This is a genomic window from Haemophilus haemolyticus (genome assembly GCF_003493605.1).
In the GTDB taxonomy this organism is placed as follows: Bacteria; Pseudomonadota; Gammaproteobacteria; order Enterobacterales; family Pasteurellaceae; genus Haemophilus; species Haemophilus haemolyticus_J.
On record NZ_QQKA01000004.1, the window covers coordinates 55,803 to 74,147 of the forward strand.

At 38.2% G+C, this 18,345-nt stretch carries 16 protein-coding genes, 1 other RNA gene and 2 pseudogenes; 10 read left to right on the forward strand and 9 right to left on the reverse strand.

Going from position 1 to position 18,345, the window contains the following annotated elements; genetic code table 11:
* Positions 1-15 precede the first annotated feature (15 nt).
* Both cydD and cydC read left to right on the forward strand, forming a co-directional pair.
* Positions 16-1,776, forward strand: a complete 1,761-nt coding sequence (cydD, locus tag DV424_RS04335) for a heme ABC transporter permease/ATP-binding protein CydD (protein WP_118859192.1) — start codon at positions 16-18, stop codon at positions 1,774-1,776.
* The gene (gene cydC, locus DV424_RS04340; protein ID WP_118859193.1) at positions 1,776-3,506 is read left to right on the forward strand and encodes a heme ABC transporter ATP-binding protein/permease CydC; all 1,731 of its coding nucleotides are present in this window, start codon (positions 1,776-1,778) and stop codon (positions 3,504-3,506) included. The genes cydD and cydC overlap by 1 nt, the downstream gene beginning before the upstream one ends.
* A gap of 20 nt (positions 3,507-3,526) precedes the next feature.
* Here cydC and ffs read toward each other — a convergent pair.
* Positions 3,527-3,625, reverse strand: an RNA gene (gene ffs, locus DV424_RS04345) — signal recognition particle sRNA small type.
* A gap of 128 nt (positions 3,626-3,753) precedes the next feature.
* Here ffs and nrdG point away from each other — a divergent pair.
* The gene (nrdG, locus tag DV424_RS04350; RefSeq protein ID WP_046942786.1) at positions 3,754-4,221 is read left to right on the forward strand and encodes an anaerobic ribonucleoside-triphosphate reductase-activating protein; all 468 of its coding nucleotides are present in this window, start codon (positions 3,754-3,756) and stop codon (positions 4,219-4,221) included.
* A gap of 56 nt (positions 4,222-4,277) precedes the next feature.
* Here the strand turns inward: nrdG and hpt are convergent, their stop codons facing one another.
* The 5 genes from hpt to DV424_RS04375 all read right to left on the reverse strand — a co-directional run bounded on the left by hpt (position 4,278) and on the right by DV424_RS04375 (position 10,439).
* Complete coding sequence (gene hpt / locus DV424_RS04355) at positions 4,278-4,817, reverse strand: hypoxanthine phosphoribosyltransferase (protein ID WP_118859194.1); 540 nt, start codon at positions 4,815-4,817, stop codon at positions 4,278-4,280.
* A gap of 285 nt (positions 4,818-5,102) precedes the next feature.
* On the reverse strand, positions 5,103-6,416 hold the full coding sequence (locus DV424_RS04360; RefSeq protein ID WP_118859195.1) for a fimbrial protein: 1,314 nt from the start codon (positions 6,414-6,416) through the stop codon (positions 5,103-5,105).
* Positions 6,417-6,435: 19 nt separating this feature from the next.
* Positions 6,436-7,104, reverse strand: coding sequence for a fimbrial protein (locus DV424_RS04365; RefSeq protein ID WP_118859196.1), 669 nt, complete (start codon positions 7,102-7,104; stop codon positions 6,436-6,438).
* A 13-nt stretch (positions 7,105-7,117) separates the two neighbouring features.
* Positions 7,118-9,631, reverse strand: a complete 2,514-nt coding sequence (locus DV424_RS04370; protein WP_118859197.1) for a fimbria/pilus outer membrane usher protein — start codon at positions 9,629-9,631, stop codon at positions 7,118-7,120.
* A gap of 94 nt (positions 9,632-9,725) precedes the next feature.
* Positions 9,726-10,439 (reverse strand): fimbria/pilus periplasmic chaperone, encoded by a 714-nt coding sequence (locus DV424_RS04375; protein WP_005630389.1) that lies wholly within the window; start codon positions 10,437-10,439, stop codon positions 9,726-9,728.
* A gap of 609 nt (positions 10,440-11,048) precedes the next feature.
* Here DV424_RS04375 and DV424_RS04380 point away from each other — a divergent pair.
* Positions 11,049-11,687, forward strand: a complete 639-nt coding sequence (locus tag DV424_RS04380) for a fimbrial protein (protein WP_421800045.1) — start codon at positions 11,049-11,051, stop codon at positions 11,685-11,687.
* A 96-nt stretch (positions 11,688-11,783) separates the two neighbouring features.
* Here DV424_RS04380 and DV424_RS04385 read toward each other — a convergent pair.
* A pseudogene (locus tag DV424_RS04385) lies at positions 11,784-11,870 on the reverse strand (SlyX family protein); the annotation flags it as partial.
* 210 nt (positions 11,871-12,080) lie between these two features.
* Here DV424_RS04385 and DV424_RS04390 point away from each other — a divergent pair.
* Both DV424_RS04390 and DV424_RS04395 read left to right on the forward strand, forming a co-directional pair.
* Entirely contained in the window at positions 12,081-12,743 is a 663-nt protein-coding gene (locus tag DV424_RS04390) for a hypothetical protein (RefSeq protein WP_118859198.1), read from the forward strand.
* Positions 12,724-13,263: a type II toxin-antitoxin system YafO family toxin gene (locus tag DV424_RS04395; protein WP_080563567.1), complete on the forward strand. Its 540-nt coding sequence runs from the start codon at positions 12,724-12,726 to the stop codon at positions 13,261-13,263. Before DV424_RS04390 ends, DV424_RS04395 begins: the two co-directional genes overlap by 20 nt.
* Before the next feature lie 285 nt (positions 13,264-13,548).
* On the opposite strand, the pseudogene DV424_RS04400 reads toward DV424_RS04395, so the two are convergent.
* Together DV424_RS04400 and pmbA are read right to left on the reverse strand one after the other, a co-directional pair.
* A pseudogene (locus DV424_RS04400) lies at positions 13,549-14,202 on the reverse strand (opacity family porin); the annotation flags it as partial.
* Positions 14,203-14,477: 275 nt separating this feature from the next.
* Entirely contained in the window at positions 14,478-15,833 is a 1,356-nt protein-coding gene (gene pmbA / locus DV424_RS04405; RefSeq protein WP_005630381.1) for a metalloprotease PmbA, read from the reverse strand.
* 87 nt (positions 15,834-15,920) lie between these two features.
* Here pmbA and yjgA point away from each other — a divergent pair, with 87 nt between their 5' ends.
* From yjgA to lptB, 4 genes are read left to right on the forward strand one after another with little or no spacing between them, the layout of a single operon-like run.
* Positions 15,921-16,457, forward strand: coding sequence for a ribosome biogenesis factor YjgA (gene yjgA / locus DV424_RS04410; protein WP_005630379.1), 537 nt, complete (start codon positions 15,921-15,923; stop codon positions 16,455-16,457).
* 49 nt (positions 16,458-16,506) lie between these two features.
* Positions 16,507-17,115, forward strand: a complete 609-nt coding sequence (gene lptC / locus DV424_RS04415; protein WP_005630377.1) for an LPS export ABC transporter periplasmic protein LptC — start codon at positions 16,507-16,509, stop codon at positions 17,113-17,115.
* Complete coding sequence (lptA, locus tag DV424_RS04420) at positions 17,096-17,614, forward strand: lipopolysaccharide transport periplasmic protein LptA (protein WP_005630375.1); 519 nt, start codon at positions 17,096-17,098, stop codon at positions 17,612-17,614. The genes lptC and lptA overlap by 20 nt, the downstream gene beginning before the upstream one ends.
* Positions 17,615-17,617: 3 nt before the next feature.
* On the forward strand, positions 17,618-18,343 hold the full coding sequence (gene lptB / locus DV424_RS04425; RefSeq protein WP_005630373.1) for an LPS export ABC transporter ATP-binding protein: 726 nt from the start codon (positions 17,618-17,620) through the stop codon (positions 18,341-18,343).
* The last annotated feature ends 2 nt before the right edge of the window (positions 18,344-18,345 follow it).

Genomic DNA, 18,345 nt, shown 5'->3' on the forward strand with positions numbered 1-18,345 from the left:
TATCTCGATAAACCTATGAATAAAGTTCGTCAAAAATATTTACAACAATGGCTTCGCGCACAACAAGAACCTATCAAAAAATTAATGCGTGCAAACATTGCTCTCGCTACGCTTTCTGCACTCATTTTAGTCGCGCAAACTTATTTTCTTGCGACGTTGCTCGATAAACTGATTATGCAAAATGTGCCTCGTGATGAACTTATTCCTTATTTTCTCGGGCTAATTATCGGCTTCGGGATGCGTGCTATTATTTTATGGGTACGAGAAAAAATTGGTTTCCGAAGCGGACAATTATTACGCAACCATATTCGTCAAAAAATTCTGGATAAAATCCATCTTGTCGGTCCTGCGACAATCAATCAAAAACCAGCTGGAAGTTGGGCAAGCATTATGTTAGAACAAGTAGAAAACTTACATAATTTCTATGCCCGTTTTCTGCCTCAACAAAGCCTTTCAGCCATTGTTCCAGTGGTTATTTTCATTGCTGTATTTCCGTTGAACTGGGCTGCAGGCTTAATCTTAATGATTACCGCACCGCTTGTTCCTCTGTTTATGATCATTGTCGGTATTGCTGCGGCTGACAACAGCCAAAAAAATATGGATACCCTTTCTCGCCTAAGTGCCCAATTTTTAGATCGCTTACGCGGCTTGGAAACCTTGCGTCTTTTTAACCGCACTTCTGAACAAACGGAGCATATTGAAAATGCCACTGAAGATTTCCGTGAAACCACAATGGATGTGCTAAAACTCGCTTTTCTATCTTCTGCCGTATTGGAATTTTTTACCTCTATTTCCATTGCACTGATGGCGGTCTATTTTGGTTTTAGCTACTTAGGTCAAATTGAATTTGGCACCTATAATGCACCGCTTACACTTTTCACAGGTTTCTTTTGTTTAATTCTTGCGCCTGAATTTTATCAACCCTTGCGTGATCTTGGTGCTTATTACCACGACCGCGCAGCGGGCATTGGTGCAGCAGATGCCATTGTTGATTTCTTAGAAGAAGATTTTTTAACTGTTCATCAAAATGAAAAAACAATTTCTTTAGAAAGTGCGGTTGAAATTTCTTCCGAAAATTTAGTGGTGCTTTCTACACAGGGTTCAGCATTAACCAAGCCGTTAAACTTCCAAATTCCAGCAAATCACAATGTTGCACTTGTAGGACAAAGTGGTGCAGGTAAAACTTCATTAATAAATGCTATTTTGGGCTTTTTGCCTTATGAGGGCTCGCTCAAAATTAATGGTCAAGAACTTCGCGAAAGCAATCTAGCTGACTGGCGAAAACATATTGCGTGGGTAGGACAAAATCCATTGTTATTACAAGGTACAATTAAAGAAAACTTACTACTTGGCGATATTCAAGCCAACGATGAAGAAATTAATCAAGCATTAATGCATTCTCAAGCGAAAGAATTTACCGATAAACTTGGACTTCATCACGAAATCAAAGATGGTGGATTAGGCATTTCTGTGGGACAAGCGCAACGTCTTGCCATTGCTCGTGCTTTGTTACGCAAAGGCGATTTGCTTCTGCTTGATGAACCAACCGCAAGCCTAGATGCGCAATCAGAAAATCTTGTTTTACAAGCATTGAATGAAGCAAGCCAGCATCAAACTACGCTGATGATTACCCACCGAATTGAAGATTTGAAACAATGTGATCAAATTTTTGTGATGCAACGAGGAGAAATAGTACAGCAAGGTAAATTTGCCGAATTACAACATGAAGGTTTCTTTGCTGAACTCCTCGCTCAACGACAACAGGATATCCAATAATGCGCACATTACTTCCGTTTATACGTTTATTTAAATTCGCCAAATTTCCTCTTATTTTAGGCTTAATCCTAATAATTTTAGGCTTAGGCTCTAGCATGGGCTTGCTTACCATTTCAGGCTGGTTTTTAGCCGCTACAGCCATTGCAGGACTAGGCACGCTATTTAACTTTTTCTACCCTTCAGCCAGCGTGCGAGGTTTAGCTATCGGACGAACCGTCATGCGATATTTTGAAAAAATAGTGACGCATGATGCAACATTCCGTATTTTGTCGAAATTGCGCGTACAAGTATTTGAAAAAATCATTCCTTTAAGCCCAGCAGTATTAAATCGTTATCGTAATAGCGATTTGTTAAATCGTTTGGTGTCTGATGTTGATACGCTTGATAGCCTCTATTTACGTTTACTTGCGCCATTTTTCACTGCTGTATTTGTAATCATTGCCATGACGATTGGACTGAGCTTTATCAATATTCCACTCGCACTTGGTTTAGGCTTATTTTTGTTAATTTTATTAATAATTATCCCTACTGTTTTCTATCGACTAGGACAGCAATTTGGCGAACGCTTAATCCAAGCACGTGCGACCTATCGAACCCAGTTTTTAGAATTTATCCAAGCACAAGCCGAGCTTTTATTATTTAATGCAGAAGATAAATTAAAAGAAAAAATGTCAGTCACAGAAAAAACATGGCAGGAAGATCAAGCCAAAGAAGCAAAATTAAGCGGATTTTCTACCGCACTTGTTCTCTTTCTTAATGGTTTGTTGATTTCTGGAATGCTATGGTTTGCAAGTAACGCCGATTTTGGCACAGATGAATACCACACGGCTTATATTGCACTTTTCACTTTTGCTGCACTTGCAGCCTTTGAGATCATCATGCCATTGGGTGCGGCATTTTTACATATAGGTCAAGTGATTGCAGCAGCAGAGCGTGTGACCGAAATCATTGAGCAAAAACCGCTTGTTGAGTTTAATGGTAACGAGGAATTTGAAACAAAAGTGCGGTTAATTTCTGCGAAGAATTTAAATTTTTCCTATCCCGAACAAGAAACACTCGTATTAAAAAATCTTACATTAGATTTAGAACAAGGACAAAAAATTGCTATTTTAGGCAAAACTGGAAGTGGAAAATCTTCACTTCTTCAACTTTTAGTACGCAATTATGATGCGAATCAAGGTGAGCTTTTATTGGCAGAAAAACCCATTTCCGCCTATTCAGAAGAGACATTACGCCAGCAAATTTGTTTTTTAACTCAACGTGTTCACGTATTCAGCGATACACTTCGTCAAAATTTACAATTTGCAAGTGCGGATAAAATTTCTGATGAAAAAATGATTGAAGTACTACATCAAGTTGGCTTAAGCAAATTACTTGAGCAAGAAGGAAAAGGTTTAAATCTTTGGCTTGGGGATGGCGGTCGTCCACTTTCTGGTGGGGAACAACGCCGTTTAGGTTTAGCACGTATTTTACTCAATAATGCGCCAATTTTATTGTTAGATGAACCAACAGAAGGTTTAGATCGCGAAACTGAACGTCAAATTTTACGTTTAATTTTGCAACATGCCGAAAATAAAACCCTAATTATGGTCACTCACCGTCTAAGTTCAATTGAACAATTCGATAAAATTTGTGTAATTGATAACGGAAGATTAATCGAAGAAGGCGATTACAATAGCTTAATCACAAAAGAAAATGGTTTCTTTAAAAGATTGATTGAGCGAGTATAAGAAAAGGAAGTTGGGCGGAAACCTTCCCAGCTTCTTCTCGGCACACAGTAATTCCGACTTTGGCTGCTTCCTTCCGGACCTGACCGAGTAAACCAGACACCGTTGCGAGAGACCGAGAAGGTTTCCATTGATATCGCAATGCGATTGCGCGCTATTATGCAGAAATTACCGCCGTATTGCAAAGATTAATTAAAAAGTGCGGTGAATTTGGCGAGAATTTAAGCCACATTTTTAGGATTTTTATGAAATGAACTATCTCCAATACTACCCTACCGATGTTATTAATGGCGAAGGTACAAGATGCACACTTTTCGTCAGTGGATGCACGCATGCTTGCAAAGGCTGCTATAACCAAAAAAGTTGGTCATTTTCAGCGGGTGTATTATTTGATGAAGCAATGGAACAACAAATCATCAATGATTTAAAAGACACTCGTATTAAACGCCAAGGGCTGACGCTTTCAGGTGGTGATCCACTTCATCCCCGTAACGTAGAAACATTATTGCCATTTGTGCAACGTGTAAAACGAGAATGCCCTGATAAAGACATCTGGGTTTGGACGGGTTATAAGCTAGATGAATTAGATGAACAACAATGTGCTATGTTGCCTTATATTGATGTGTTAATTGATGGAAAGTTTATTCAAGAACAGGCTGACCCAAGTTTAGTTTGGCGAGGCTCAGCAAATCAAATTATTCATCGATTTAAGTTATAAAAAGTGCGGCTAAAAATTCATTTAAAATTTCAACCGCACTTTTCGATAAAATCAAATTATTCTTCTAAAACAACTTTACCGATGTAGCCTAAATTACGATGGCGTTGTGCGTAATCGATACCATACCCCACCACAAATTCATCAGGAATTTCAAAACCAACCCATTCAACAGGCACTTCCACTTCGCGGCGAGATGGTTTATCAAGTAACGTACAAATTGCAAGACTAGCAGGCCCACGCAAATTCAAAATATCACGCACTTTTTCCAACGTATACCCCGTATCAATAATATCTTCCACAATTAAAACGTGTTTACCTTTTATATCGCCGTCCAAATCTTTGGTAATACGAACGTCGTGATTCGTAGTCATGCCTGTGCCATAACTTGAAGTGGTCATAAATTCAATTTCCACAGGTAAATTTATCTGACGAACGATATCTGCCATAAACATAAAGGAACCACGTAAAAGGCCCACAACAACAAGGCTATCGATATATTTTTCTTGATAAAATTTTGTAATTTGAGCACCTAATTCAGCAATACGAGCATGAACATCGTTCTCTGAAATTAAAACGTCAACGTGGTGTTTTTTCATTGTGTTTCCTTATGAAATGAGAGGGGATAAAATCGTTTGCTATTTTACAAAAAAAAGGCTGAAGTTTAAACCTTCAGCCTTTATATTCCCACCCTACGTTATTATTGATATGACATTGTAAAAGTGGCAGCGGCTTTGACTTTTCCTTCGGTTAAGGTGCCTCTTGTTGAATCTTTAACGTAATAGTTGTAGGGTGGGCTTCAGCCCACCTTTGTTATGGCTAAATGGATAAAAAACGGTGGGCTAAATGAATAAAAACGGTGGGCTAAAGCCCACCCTACGTTATTATTGATATGACATTGTGAAAGTGGCGGCGGCTTTGACTTTTCCTTCGCTTAAAGCACCTCTTGTTGTGTCTTTAACGTAATAGACTTTGAAAGTTTCTCGGGCGTTTTTATCCCCTTCACTAGGTTGTTGGTGTACTGCAAATTGTCCTGGATTCTTCATATTAGCTGAATCAGGTCCATATTTAACCGAATCGCCATTACCACTATCACGTTTGATTTTTAAGCTAACGCCTGTGGCTTGTCCGTTACCTTTTTCTGTTTTGAGTAAGTCGCTTGAACCGTTATTGGCAGTGTCTTGTTCGCCTGTGAAAGTAATCATGACACGAGGGAATAACCATTGTCTGTTTATTTGGTTTTCTTGTCTATTGCAAGATACTCTTAGTTTAAATTCGCCGCCCTCAATTTCATTTGTGTTATCAAATGCGCTTTTTTTGACTTTTTTTAATGTAACAGTAGAGGGTACATCTCCATTATTCGATAGATAACATTGGCGTTGCTGGTGTATTAAACGGATTTTGGGGGGTTGTAAATGAACGGCTATTTTCCCATTATCCTGCACAATAAATCTCAAACCTTTATTATTTGTGGTTTCAGTTGGAATTAATCTAATATACCCTAAATTTAAATCTGCCAATGAAATATCTTTCGTCTGATTTATTATATTATTGCCAAGAACGTGTAATCTAGCACGAAGCAAAAAAATAATTGATACATAATTTCCAAAATATATTTCAACCGTGCCAATTCTTGCACTGTTAAGTCCATCAAATTGCAACGGTGGTAAATAAGCAGTATGACCTTGATATTGCGTGCCTAGTTGAAAAGATACCCCTAACTCTGGGTGGTCACTAAGTTGAAAAATGGTATCTCCAGTATCACTAACTTGATCAGTTTTGATTAATTTACCTTGATTTAAATAAAAATCTAATGGCAATGTTATTTTAGGACAATTAGAGCAAGAAAAGCCTGCAAAAGCATAGCCTGAATCCCCTGTTACAGTAGTGGTAATCCAATTAGTTAATGGATCAAATGGACTAAATAAACCATTTATAGTGTTACTGGAAAAAGTATCATATTTAGTATTATCTCGAGCTTTAGAAAAAAGAACTACTTCAGGTTGTGAAGATTTTGCAGTCAAACTACTGTCTCCATTAAATGTAAAGGTTTTTGTTCTATCTCTACCATATAATTTATCCTCTGAGTGAGCCTGCTTCGGAGCCGCCATTACTGGATATGCGGAAAAAAGAAATAATAGCACCATAAGATATGCTAAAAGAGAGAGATGGCGCGGGCTTGATTTTAATGTTTTCATTTTATTTGCCTATTAAAAATTACTTATACTGCACTTGAAAAGTTGCAGTGGCTTCAACATCGCCTGCGGTGGCGGCACCTGTGGCGTAATAACGTGCGAAGTAGTCAAAACGGGGTTGAATAACTGTGCCGTTTTGCGCTTTGCCTGTGTCGGGGGCTTTTTCGCTGTCGGATTGGCTGCCGTCCACTTGAATGGGCGTGCCTGTGCCATCGGCTTTGACAATTTGAATGCCAACATTAGTGGCTTTGCCGCTGTCTGTGGCGTTAGGAAGATAAGGTTTCCCTGCTGTTGCCCCGCTAAATAGCAGATTAGCTTTTTCAGCATCAGCTATCTTGCATTCTTTTAGCGTGATGGAAAAAGGCACGGGCGCAGCTGTTTGCCCTGTGCTGCTTAAATTGGCTTTTCCCACTGTTGGCAGGGTAACAGTGCGATTTTGGCTGTCTGTTTCAATTTTACAAGTGCCATCACTTAAAATCTCCCCTTCAAAGGTCACTTTGCCATCAGCGGCGGCATAAGCAGGCAGTGCCACAATGCAATCAAGCAGAGCCACGCAAGCAAGCAGCGCCAGACGATGAAGCCTAAAGCATTTTGAGCCACTATAATTTGCTCCACTATAATTTGATCCACTACAAGAAGCGGTGGATTTTTGATGGAAAAGTGCGGTTAATTTTTTGGGTGTTTTTTGCATAAATCCTCTTCAATTATTCTGCGGTTTTGCATTGAATATCGTGGCTTTGTATTTGTGCGTTATCCAAATCAACTTGATATTGGAAGCGGCATTGTTCGCTTTCTCGCTCACCCCATTTGACGATTAACTCGCCTTTTGGCTGGGTAAGTTTATTAGCGAAAAGCACGCCCCCTTGCACCACATCGCCCACAAATACCCCTTCGCTATCTTGTGCGGTGGATGCCATTGGCACTGGCTCGCCATTTGGCAAAGTGAGGTTAAATAACACCATTGTGTTTTTGCCCGTGCGGAAATCCACTAAGCTAATTGAATTTGCACGAGGAATGATTTGGCGTTCAGTGGCTTCAAATTCCACATTTGCCTCCGCATCAGATGGATTGATACCGATATAATTGATTTCATACGGGCTGGTGTAAGGCATAACCGCATTGCCAAAATAATCAAGGCTCACATTGGCACCTGATTCCACTTTTGCCCCTGCGGCATCTTTGGCGTGAATAATGGCAAAACTTTCGCCAACAGGTTGGCTTAAGGTAATACCGTGTTTGTGCGCCACGACAGCACCGCTTGCGCCTAATGAAGTGGAGCGATTTTTGAGGCTGTCACGTGAATAAGAAGCACGGTAACTACCAATGCTATTGTTATGTGCAAGATTTGCGTCATAACTGCGATAACCTTGATTATTGCGTGAAGCGTTAATGCCATAACTCCATTGATGACGTTCACCAAAAGAGCCATTTACGCCAAGTCGTTGGTTAATATCGTTACCACTGCGAGAATAACTACTATCTGCAGAATGGTTATCGCCTAATGGCAGGCTGAGACTCAAATAAATGCTGTTGTCACGTTTGCCCGTTTCTTTATCAATACTCTGTGAGAGGTTTACAGAGTAATTGAGAATGTGGAAGCTGTTTGAATAGGCAACTTGATATTGCGTATTCGTGCCACGTTTTTCCCAATAATTATAGGTTTGTCCTGAAAGATAGAGATTTCCCCAATTCCCCAGACTTTGGCTTAAACTCACTTGAAACTGATTTTTTGGGCGGTAAATTTCAGGCAAATACGCACCGCTAAATTGTCTGAAAGTACGGTTAAGACCAATGGTGTCGCTTAAGGTGTAAAAATCCCGTGAAGAATAGCGATAGGCTGCCAACGTGATATTGGTGCCACTTTCATTGAAGTTAATACTATAACTGCCGTGCAAGCTGTAGCCGTTTTTGCTCACATGTTTTAGCGGAAATTCAGCGTGCGACCAAGTGGCATCAGCAGAAAACGCCCCAATCGGCGTATTTAAACCAAAACCAAACAGCCCTGCACGATAATGACGTGTATAAAGCAGGCTTGAATTCAGCGTGAGATGATTAGTTAAACCATATTGCAACACGCCTTGTAACACACGTTCATCAAAGGTGCGGCTGTCAATTCGATAACGTCCGCCAGCTAATTGATAACGCAAATGCCCCACACGCATTAATGGGGCAAGATTAGAAAACGGCACAATAAATGACCGCACTTTGCCATCACTTTCTTGGATTTCCACCGTTAAATCGCCGCTATAACCGCTGGCATACAAATCGTTAATCACGAAAGGCCCAGCGGGAACGGTGATTTGATAAATCGTATAGCCATTTTGTTTGATGCTGACTTTGGCGTTTGTGTTTGCCACGCCACGCACCACTGGGGCAAAACCACGTTGTGATGGAGCAAGCATTCTATCATCAGAGGCAATACGCAAACCACGCATACCAAAATTTTCGCCAATGCGGGCTGTGCTGAAAAAATCCCCAACAGTGACATTGCCACGAAGCAGGGCGAAATCTCGTTGTAAATAGGTATCGCCACGTTCGTAATGATTTTTGCCCTTATCAGTAAAACCCGAGCTACTTTGGTTTTCAAAACGGCTAAAACTGCCGCTATGACGCAATGCCCAGTTGCCAAAATTTACGCCACTACGCAAACCCACATACAAACTTTCGGATTTTACTTCGGGATTACCAGAACGATAATAGTTGATATCGTAATTTGCAAAAGCGGCATTGGTGCCAGTTTGCCAGCGAGATGGCGCAATATAGCCTCTTGGTCGGCGAATAGTGAGAGCTTGAGGGAGCTCAAGTTTCAATTTCATTTCGCCGCTTTGATATTCAAACGTGCCTTGAGGAATGGCATCAGAAGCAAAGACACAAGTGTCATCTTCTGAATTGGGCGATTTCACAATGGCTTCATCCATCAAATCCAGTATTTCTTGAAGTTTAGGCGTAAAGCATAATTCTGCCCGACCTGTGGCAGGATTATCAGCAAAAATAATATCGCTTTCGCCTTTTTCTTCATTATTCACATAGATTTGAGCTTCATAACGCCCTGGTAACACGGCATTTTTTACATTAAATCGGGCAAAATCAACGCCCAACACCGAACCATCTCCCCAAAGAGAGGCATCAAATTGATCTTCCGCCCACGCTAAAGGATTTGCCAATAGCAGTGAACAAGCAAACGCAATTTTATTTAAGGGAAAAATTTTTGTTTTCACAGATTAATCGTTCTTTGTGGTTGTAGGGTGGGCTTCAGCCCACCTTTGTTATGGTTAATCGGTGGGCTAAAGCCCACCCTACACGAGTTCGTTATTATTGAGCGATGGCTTCGCCTTCTTGGTCGGCACCGTAATCATTAACCAATACCCATTTCAATTTATCGCCAGAACGCACGCCTTTGGCTTCAAATACCGCTTGAGAAAAAGGCGCAACCATTTTGACATTTTTCGCAGGTTTATTTTGATGTAACAAACCAATATAGTTCATATAATAAGGTGTTTGATTATCCACCAACACCCCTTCAGGCGTGGCTTTAAACACTACTTTTTTCATTGCATCAAAAGAATCAATCGAGAGTTTCGCAGGGCGATAAAACAACTTCAAACGTGAACGAATGGCAATTTGCATAAAACTGCCGTGTTTTGCCAGAAATGCTGCATCAGGTTTCGGCGGAATATCTAACAAATTAAAATAAAAGAGGCTTTCGCGATCGTCAGGCAAAGGCTCGCCGCCTGTGAACGTAATCCGCAAACTTTGCCCTGATTTTGCTTCCACGCGAGCAACAGGCGGGGTAATCACAAAAGGGGTTTTGGTGTATTTTGGATCGGCATTTGGATTACCATTATCAATCCAGGCTTGCACCAATGCTGCCGAATCATCATTATTTTCCAGTTTAACGATAACATTTTTCTGCCCAGCGGGATAAATCACTCTGGTGCCAGTGATAATCACATTTGCATTGGCTGAAAATGCACAAAGTGCAGTAAAAAATAGTGCGATAAAAAATAAAAGTGTTTTTTTAAACATTGTTTTCCCCATTTCAACATAATTAAATCCGTAAATTGGGCTAAGCCCATATTTATCCTTATTCATTTCCCCGTAGGTGGGGCATAAGCCCACCGCGCCTAATACATTACAGTTGTTTGATTATGTTCCGCGTGGGCTTACGCCCACCCTACAAATCTTTTTTATATGTCTCCACGTGGGCTTACGCCCACCCTACAAATCTTTTATATGTATCCACGTGGGCTTACGCCCACCCTACAAATCTTTTTTATGTGTCTCCACGTGGGCTTACGCCCACCCTACAAATCTTTTTTATATGTCTCCGCTAATCTCGTAGGGTGGGCGTAAGCCCACGCGTTAAAAAAGTGCAATGCCTCGTGTTGTAAGGTTTTCTCGTCTTTCCCACGTAAGCTAAAGCCAACCTACAGCGAAAATTCAAAATAAAATATGCAATTTTTTTCAAAAAGAACTTTAATTATATATATATATATATATAATGGAAGCGTTTTTTACTTTTTTTGGGAAAACAAATCTTGCTGTTTATTGAGGCTTTGGCATTTTGATAAACGGTTTATATTCATCTTTTGCCTTATTTATAAGGCGCAAACCTCTTTTATGGAGCAATTTATTATGAAAAAAACACTACTTGGTAGCTTAATTTTATTGGCATTTGCGGGAAATGTGCAGGCGAATGTTAATGCAGAAACCTCTGGTAAAGTTACTTTCTTTGGTAAGGTTGTTGAAAATACTTGTAAAGTGAAATCAGAACATAAAAATCTGAGCGTTGTGTTAAATGATGTAGGTAAAAATAGTTTATCTACTGACGGAAATACTGCGATGCCAACGCCATTTACGATTACATTGAACGATTGTCAAATTGCCGCTCAAGGCAATAATCAAGCGAAAAAAGTTGGGCTATATTTCTATTCTTGGGACAATGCGGATAAGAATCACAACTATACATTGAAGAATATGACAGGTACAGATAAAGCGAGTAACGTTAATATTCAGCTTATGGAAGCTAATGGTACAACACCAATTAAAGTAGTAGGTAAAGAAACGGAAGATTTTGTTCATTCGAACGCCAATGGAGTACAAGGAACACAATTAGACTCAACCGCCGTAGCGAATAAACATATTTCGGGCAGTACAGCATCAACAAATAATAACTCAGTTGACCTCCATTTTATTTCTCAATATTACGCAATAGGTCAAGCAACCGCGGGCAAAGTACAAACCTCAGTTGATTTCCAAATTGCTTACGAATAATTCCTAATGTAACGCAATCTAAGCCCACGCGTTTGTTATATCCCGCGTGGGCTACGCCCAGCCTGCAATTACTTTTCATTCTCTACATCACAAAAATTAATAATAAGGCGGGGGTGTTTCTTCAGATTGGCTTGCAATATTAGAGGGTTGAAAATCTTTTAATTTATTTGCCAATACATCGAGCAACAACAAACACCCGATTAGTTAGCCTTGAAACGGCTACGCCGTTTGTTTCTTATATCTCCGCTCTAAAAAACGGAGTTTTACGGCTGGATCTGATAAATTTTCTGCTTTTATACATTATGGAAGTTGTAATGGAAGTTGTATTTTTCCTGTAATTAAGTATTATACTTAACATAAATTAAACAAAGTATATCTATTCAATTCTGTATTATGTCTAAACTACCTCCTCTTTCTATTGGAAAAACTTTCTTTGTAGGTTTGTTTGCTGTAGCGATTGGAGCATCCAAAACAAGTTCTGATCTTCCATCCTCTTACAATGCTACAAATAAAGCTATCATTCAAGTTACTAAAAGTATGAATAATGAAAAAATTAGAGAGATTAAAGAGTTGATCAATAATCATAAAACTCCTTTAAAAACTATTGATCAAACCAAGATTCTAGAATTTAAAAACTTTATCAATGAGATTAGTAGTGATATTTCAGAACTAAATGATGGCATTTATGAATTACTTGTTCTATTAAAAGATATTCAATCTAATATCTCGTTCTTAAAGAAAAATCGAAGTTTTTTTACTAAACAAGTAGCTAAAAGTGCAAAAATATATATTCAATATGTTGAGTCTTTAGAGGGCATTCTTTCAATAAAAAGAGAACTAAATTTAGATTTGGCAAAAAATGAAAAAAGTATACTAAGAGAAATGCAATTAATTAGAAGTGGCTTAAGAGACATTTCAATAACCATAAAGGATATTTCTTTGTTATCCTTTCCAAAGAAAAAAAATAAAGAATTAAATGTAGAACATTGTGAGTCTAAAATCAAATATTCATTACGATCTTCTATTAATAAGTCTAATGAGTATTTCTCGGTTTAACTTAAATATTAATATGCTCTTTTTTCTTAAAAAATCTCTAGATTATAAAATCGACAAATTACAATTAATTGCGCTAGGAAAAGATATTCAACAGATTGAGAATATTAACGAATGCCGAGCTCAATCACAACATATTGATGATTGCGATGAATTAGAATATCCCTTACAACTAGGAAAACAGGGGCGTCTAGGGGTATCTATAGAAGGTAAAATTATAAATAGAGACCAATATAATTCTTTAATATCTAAAATACATATCGCATTAAGTGATGAAGATTTCAAATCTCCCAAGTGGAAACGTAAAACTGCTGAATCAAGAACTAGCGATAATTACGTCTTGTATATAAAACATCCTAATATTTCAAATTGTATCCTTATCTTGGGTGTTATAAGCCCTGATGCCCATAGTCGGATTGAAAATGATAAATCTTTAATACAGAAATTAATTAATATTGCGAATTCTTTTACAAATTTGGATAGTAAAAATGAAATCTTAGAATGTGATAATTTTATTTCATAGATAACTTATATACCATCTTTAAGCATAGTAAACAAAAAGAGGGGCATAAGCCCGCATTTATCCTTATGCCACCCTACAGGTACGTGGTGTTTTTTCATTTTGTTTCCTTATGAAATGACAGGGGATAAAATCGTTTGCTGTTTTACAAAAAAAAGCTGAAGTTTAAACCTTCAGCCTTTGTATTCCTGCCCTAATCACATATATCCACAATGATTGGTCAAAGTCATATCAGCCTTATAAAAAAACTAAGTCTTTCAACTTAGTTTTTTATTTTTCTTAATAGATTTAGAACGTAAATCTCAGCCCAGTAGAAACTTCATGAGTTCTAATTTTATTTTTCTCTAATTTACCCCAGTCGTCATAATGATATGCCAGATCCAAAGCAAGATTTTTGGTAATTTCATAGCTTACTCCAACTATTGCACCAAGACCTACGCGAGTGAGGCTAATGTGGTTTGTAGTAGGAGCAAAATTTACTGTTTGATGCGGTGCAATAGCTGGAAAACCAGGACTTACTGTTCCAGCAGGAATAGTAACCAAGTTATGTGTATTAGTAATATAACCATCATCACTAAAATCCATAGTAATATGATTTACACTTAAGCGCGCACCAATATAAGGTTTAATAGGCGATTTGGTTTCAAAATCATAAATCGCAGCAACACCGAACGTCTCACTTTTTACTTTATTATGTGTGTTATATTCAGTTATGAATATTGGCTCTTGAGAAGTATAGGAATGGGCATCTTTTCTAAGCGGTTTATAACGAGAATAATCAAAAGCTAAACGCCATTGACCAAAATCATAACCTAAAGAAAAGCGTGGATGGAGGGCTTTATTTTTATATTTAGCATTAACGCTATCATTGGTAAGTTTTTCCCAAGCATAACCTAAATCAGCTTGAACATAAAAACCTTTGCTTTGTTCATTATCGGCAGCTAGAGCCGCAGAGGAGCAGAGCTCGTTTCATATTCTTCATAAAAATATCCTTTTGTCAATAGAAAATCTTATTCATTCTATCAAATAGCATTTTCCTATTCAAGAAATAAAAAATAAAAAAGGCTGAAGTTTAAACCTTCAGCCTTTTTGAACCCTAACGAATTTACTTTCTACTCTACCTGTTGGAGCAACCTGCAATCGCTTAACAGATGTACGTATAGTAACAGATATTTATCCATTGTCAATAAGAATTATTCTCAATTTCAAAAATATTCTTAATTTCCTGAAATTTTTATCTTATCTAACAAAATAGAACCCGTTTGGATGTTAGAACGATGCTCTATATCATCCGCTACAGCAACCATATTCTTCAACATATCTTGCAATTGCCCCGCAATAGTAATTTCGGCGACGGGATATTGAATTTCACCATTTTCCACCCAAAAACCTGATGCGCCACGGGAATAATCGCCTGTAACGATATTGACACCTTGTCCCATGACATCAGTTACTAACAATCCAGTTCCCATTTGACGTAAAAGTGCGGTCAATCCACCGTTCAAATTTGGCTTAACAAGCCAGTTGTGAATGCCTCCAGCATGCCCTGTACTTGGCATACCAAGTTTTTTACCACTGTAACTTGTCACTAAATAAGTTTGTAATATCCCGCCTTCGACAATTTCACGATCTTGCGTACGAACACCTTCACTATCAAAAGGCGTAGAAGCTAAACGGCGTAATAAATGTGGTCGTTCACTAATATTAAACCAATCTGGTAAGACCTGTTTATCTAAATGATCGAGCAAAAAACTCGATTTTCTATATAAACTGCCACCACTTATTGCAGCGGCAAAGTGAGAAATAAGACCAGTGGCAACATCATTTAAGAAAATAACAGGCACTTCTCGTGTACTCAATTTTTGAGGATTTAAACGAGAAACGACTTTCTTTGCACAATTTTCTCCAACCCAAATTGGCGATTGGAGTTTGTCAAATTCACGAGAAATTGTATATTCGTAATCATTTTCTAAGGCATCTTCTACGCCACCAATAACCGAACAAGATAAGGAATAACGGCTTGATAAATAACTTTGCAACATGCCATGACTATTTCCATACACTTTCACGCCTGTATGTGAATTAAAACTTGCACCATTACTATTTATAATACGCTCGTCCGCCTGTAAAGCCGCCTTTTCAGCCTGAAGCGCAAGTTCTGTTGCTTTATCAACATCCACATCAGCAGCATGATAAAGCTCTAAATCAGGCGCATCAAAAGCCATTAGATCTTTATCAGCCAACCCTGTGCAATCATCGGGTGAAGTGTATTTTGCAATTGCAAGTGCGGCTTCTACCGCATTTTTAATTGCGCTTTCGCTTAAATCGGAAGTAGAAGCATTGCCTTTTTGTTGCCCCATATAAACGGAGATCCCCAATGCGCCATCATTAGTAAATTCAACATTTTCAATTTCTTGCAAGCGTGTGGATACTGACAATCCGCTCACTTTAGTGACGGCAACTTCTGCACTTGCGCCAGCTTTCGTTGCTAACTCCACTGCAAAACTGACGGCTTGACGTAATTCTTGTTCTTGTGCTTTTAAAAGTGCGGTTGAATTTTCAGCTGTTTTCATTATTTTTTCCTATTAAAAATTTTCAACATTTTATCTTATTTTCAAAGTTTATGGTAAAATGCGCGCCAATTTTTATAAGGATAAAAAATGGCAAAACGTAAGAAAAAAGAAGTTTTCGATTGGGAAGATGAAGATCAAGAAGAAATTATTTGGGTAAGTAAAAGCGAAATCAAACGCGATGCAGAAGATTTAAAACAACTTGGCGAAAAGATTGTCAATCTCACGAAAAACAATCTGGCAAAAATCCCACTTGATGAATCCTTACTTGATGCCATTGAACTTGCACAGCGTTTACAAAAAGAAGCTCGTCGCCGTCAATTACAGTATATCGGCAAATTATTTCGAGGCATTGATGTTGAGCCTATTCGTGAAGCATTAGATAAAATCGAAAATAAACATAACCAGCAGCAGGCTATGCTGCACAAAATCGAAAAAGTGCGGGATGAATTAGTGGAAAAAGGTGACGTGGCTTTAACTGATTTATTAAATGATTATCCTAATGGCGATCGTCAGCAACTACGCAATCTGATTCGTTCGGCACAAAAAGAACGTGAGCAAAATAAACCATCGAAAGCCTATCGAGAAATTTATCAAATGCTCAAGGTATTAATGTTGGAAGATTAAAAACATTGAAATTTTCATCCGCACTTTGTGGATAAGTGATTGAAATAAAATGAATATTCGTTGGAATGTAATTTTGGGCGTTATCGCACTTTGTGCTTTGGCGTGGTTTTATTCCTTAAATCAGGAAACCGCAGATTTATCTGAACTTGTGAAAAAGCCAGATAGTCCAGATTATGTGGGTTATAAAATGGAAACAACGGTTTTTTCCCCTGAGGGTAAAAAACAATATTTGGCTTTATCCGATAAAATTGAACATTATACAGTCAATGAACAAACCCTTTTTACCGCGCCTTTAGTTTATTTATATCCCATAACATCAAATGAAAAGGAACAAAATTCCAATCAAAATGTAGATTTTTTTAGCACACAAAACTGGAAATTAAGCGCAAATCAAGCAAGATTGACAAAAGATCAAATATTGTATTTAGAGGGTAATGTCGTCGCGCAAAGTTTAACATCAGATTCTCGTTTGCAACGCATTGAAACAGAATCAGCGGTCGTCAATTTGAAAACACAGGATATGACTTCCGAAACACAGGTTAAAATTAAGGGTAAAAATTTTAGTTCTACAGGATTAAAATTAGTCGGAAATTTACGCCAACAAGTGGCGACATTAAAGGAACAGGTAAAAACATATTATGAAGTTAGTAAGCAATAAAATTCTTTTTCTTGCAACGATGGTATTAGCATCAAGCTCAGCTTTTGCATTGAAAGATGACGTTAATCAGCCGATAAATATCGTTTCGGATAATCAATCCTTAGATATGGAAAAAAGTGTAGTGACATTCACAGATAATGTAGTAATTACACAGGGATCTATCATCATTAAAGCAAATAAAGTTGTTATCACTCGTCCCGCTGAAAAATCAGGGAAAAAAGAAACTGTAGAAGCATTCGGTACGCCAGTCACATTCCATCAACAGTTAGATAATGGTAAGCCAGTGGATGGAAAAGCAAACAAAGTTCACTATGATCTTGGTACTGAATTTTTAACATTAACCAACAATGCCGAATTAAAGCAGCTTGATAGTAAAATTAATGGACAACTAATTACCTACGATGTGAAAAAACAGCAACTTAAAGCTAATGGCAATGGAAAATCACGGGTAACCACAGTCCTTATTCCATCTCAATTACAACAAGCTAAAGGGAAGTAATCTATGTCAATTTTGACTGCAGAGAATTTAGCTAAAAGCTACAAAAGTCGTAAAGTTGTTTCGGATGTCAGTTTAACCGTAAATTCTAATGAAATTGTCGGTTTGCTCGGGCCAAACGGTGCTGGGAAAACAACAACCTTCTACATGGTTGTCGGATTAGTTCGCCAAGATCAAGGTAAAATTATTATTGACGGAGAAGATATTAGCTTACTCCCAATGCATAATCGTGCGCAACGTGGAATCGGTTATTTACCACAAGAAGTCTCTATTTTTCGCCGTTTGACTGTATACGAAAATCTAATGGCTGTATTAGAAATACGCAAAGATTTAACCTCTCAACAACGTCGAGAAAAAGCTGATGAGTTGATTGAGGAATTTAATATTGGCCATATTCGGGATAGTTTAGGTCAGTCATTATCTGGCGGTGAACGTCGTCGAGTTGAAATCGCACGAGCATTAGCTGCAAATCCCAAGTTTATTCTATTAGATGAGCCATTTGCTGGTGTAGATCCAATTTCTGTCAGCGATATTAAGAAAATTATCACCGACTTACGTAACCGAGGATTAGGTGTTTTGATTACCGATCATAATGTACGTGAAACACTTGATGTATGTGAACGCGCTTATATTGTAGGTGAAGGCAAAATTATCGCAACAGGCACACCAGAACAAGTGATGAACGATGAACACGTTAAACGCGTTTATTTGGGCGAACAATTCAAATTATAAAA

What these genes read in the sequence shown, in the direction of transcription:
- cydD (WP_118859192.1), top strand. Translation starts at nt 16, where the DNA reads ATGAATAAAGTTCGTCAAAAATATTTACAACAATGGCTTCGCGCACAA.
- cydC (WP_118859193.1), top strand. Translation starts at nt 1,776, where the DNA reads ATGCGCACATTACTTCCGTTTATACGTTTATTTAAATTCGCCAAATTT.
- nrdG (WP_046942786.1), top strand. Translation starts at nt 3,754, where the DNA reads ATGAACTATCTCCAATACTACCCTACCGATGTTATTAATGGCGAAGGT.
- hpt (WP_118859194.1), bottom strand. Translation starts at nt 4,817, where the DNA reads ATGAAAAAACACCACGTTGACGTTTTAATTTCAGAGAACGATGTTCAT.
- DV424_RS04360 (WP_118859195.1), bottom strand. Translation starts at nt 6,416, where the DNA reads ATGAAAACATTAAAATCAAGCCCGCGCCATCTCTCTCTTTTAGCATAT.
- DV424_RS04365 (WP_118859196.1), bottom strand. Translation starts at nt 7,104, where the DNA reads ATGCAAAAAACACCCAAAAAATTAACCGCACTTTTCCATCAAAAATCC.
- DV424_RS04375 (WP_005630389.1), bottom strand. Translation starts at nt 10,439, where the DNA reads ATGTTTAAAAAAACACTTTTATTTTTTATCGCACTATTTTTTACTGCA.
- DV424_RS04380 (WP_421800045.1), top strand. Translation starts at nt 11,049, where the DNA reads ATGAAAAAAACACTACTTGGTAGCTTAATTTTATTGGCATTTGCGGGA.
- DV424_RS04390 (WP_118859198.1), top strand. Translation starts at nt 12,081, where the DNA reads ATGTCTAAACTACCTCCTCTTTCTATTGGAAAAACTTTCTTTGTAGGT.
- DV424_RS04395 (WP_080563567.1), top strand. Translation starts at nt 12,724, where the DNA reads ATGAGTATTTCTCGGTTTAACTTAAATATTAATATGCTCTTTTTTCTT.
- pmbA (WP_005630381.1), bottom strand. Translation starts at nt 15,833, where the DNA reads ATGAAAACAGCTGAAAATTCAACCGCACTTTTAAAAGCACAAGAACAA.
- yjgA (WP_005630379.1), top strand. Translation starts at nt 15,921, where the DNA reads ATGGCAAAACGTAAGAAAAAAGAAGTTTTCGATTGGGAAGATGAAGAT.
- lptC (WP_005630377.1), top strand. Translation starts at nt 16,507, where the DNA reads ATGAATATTCGTTGGAATGTAATTTTGGGCGTTATCGCACTTTGTGCT.
- lptA (WP_005630375.1), top strand. Translation starts at nt 17,096, where the DNA reads ATGAAGTTAGTAAGCAATAAAATTCTTTTTCTTGCAACGATGGTATTA.
- lptB (WP_005630373.1), top strand. Translation starts at nt 17,618, where the DNA reads ATGTCAATTTTGACTGCAGAGAATTTAGCTAAAAGCTACAAAAGTCGT.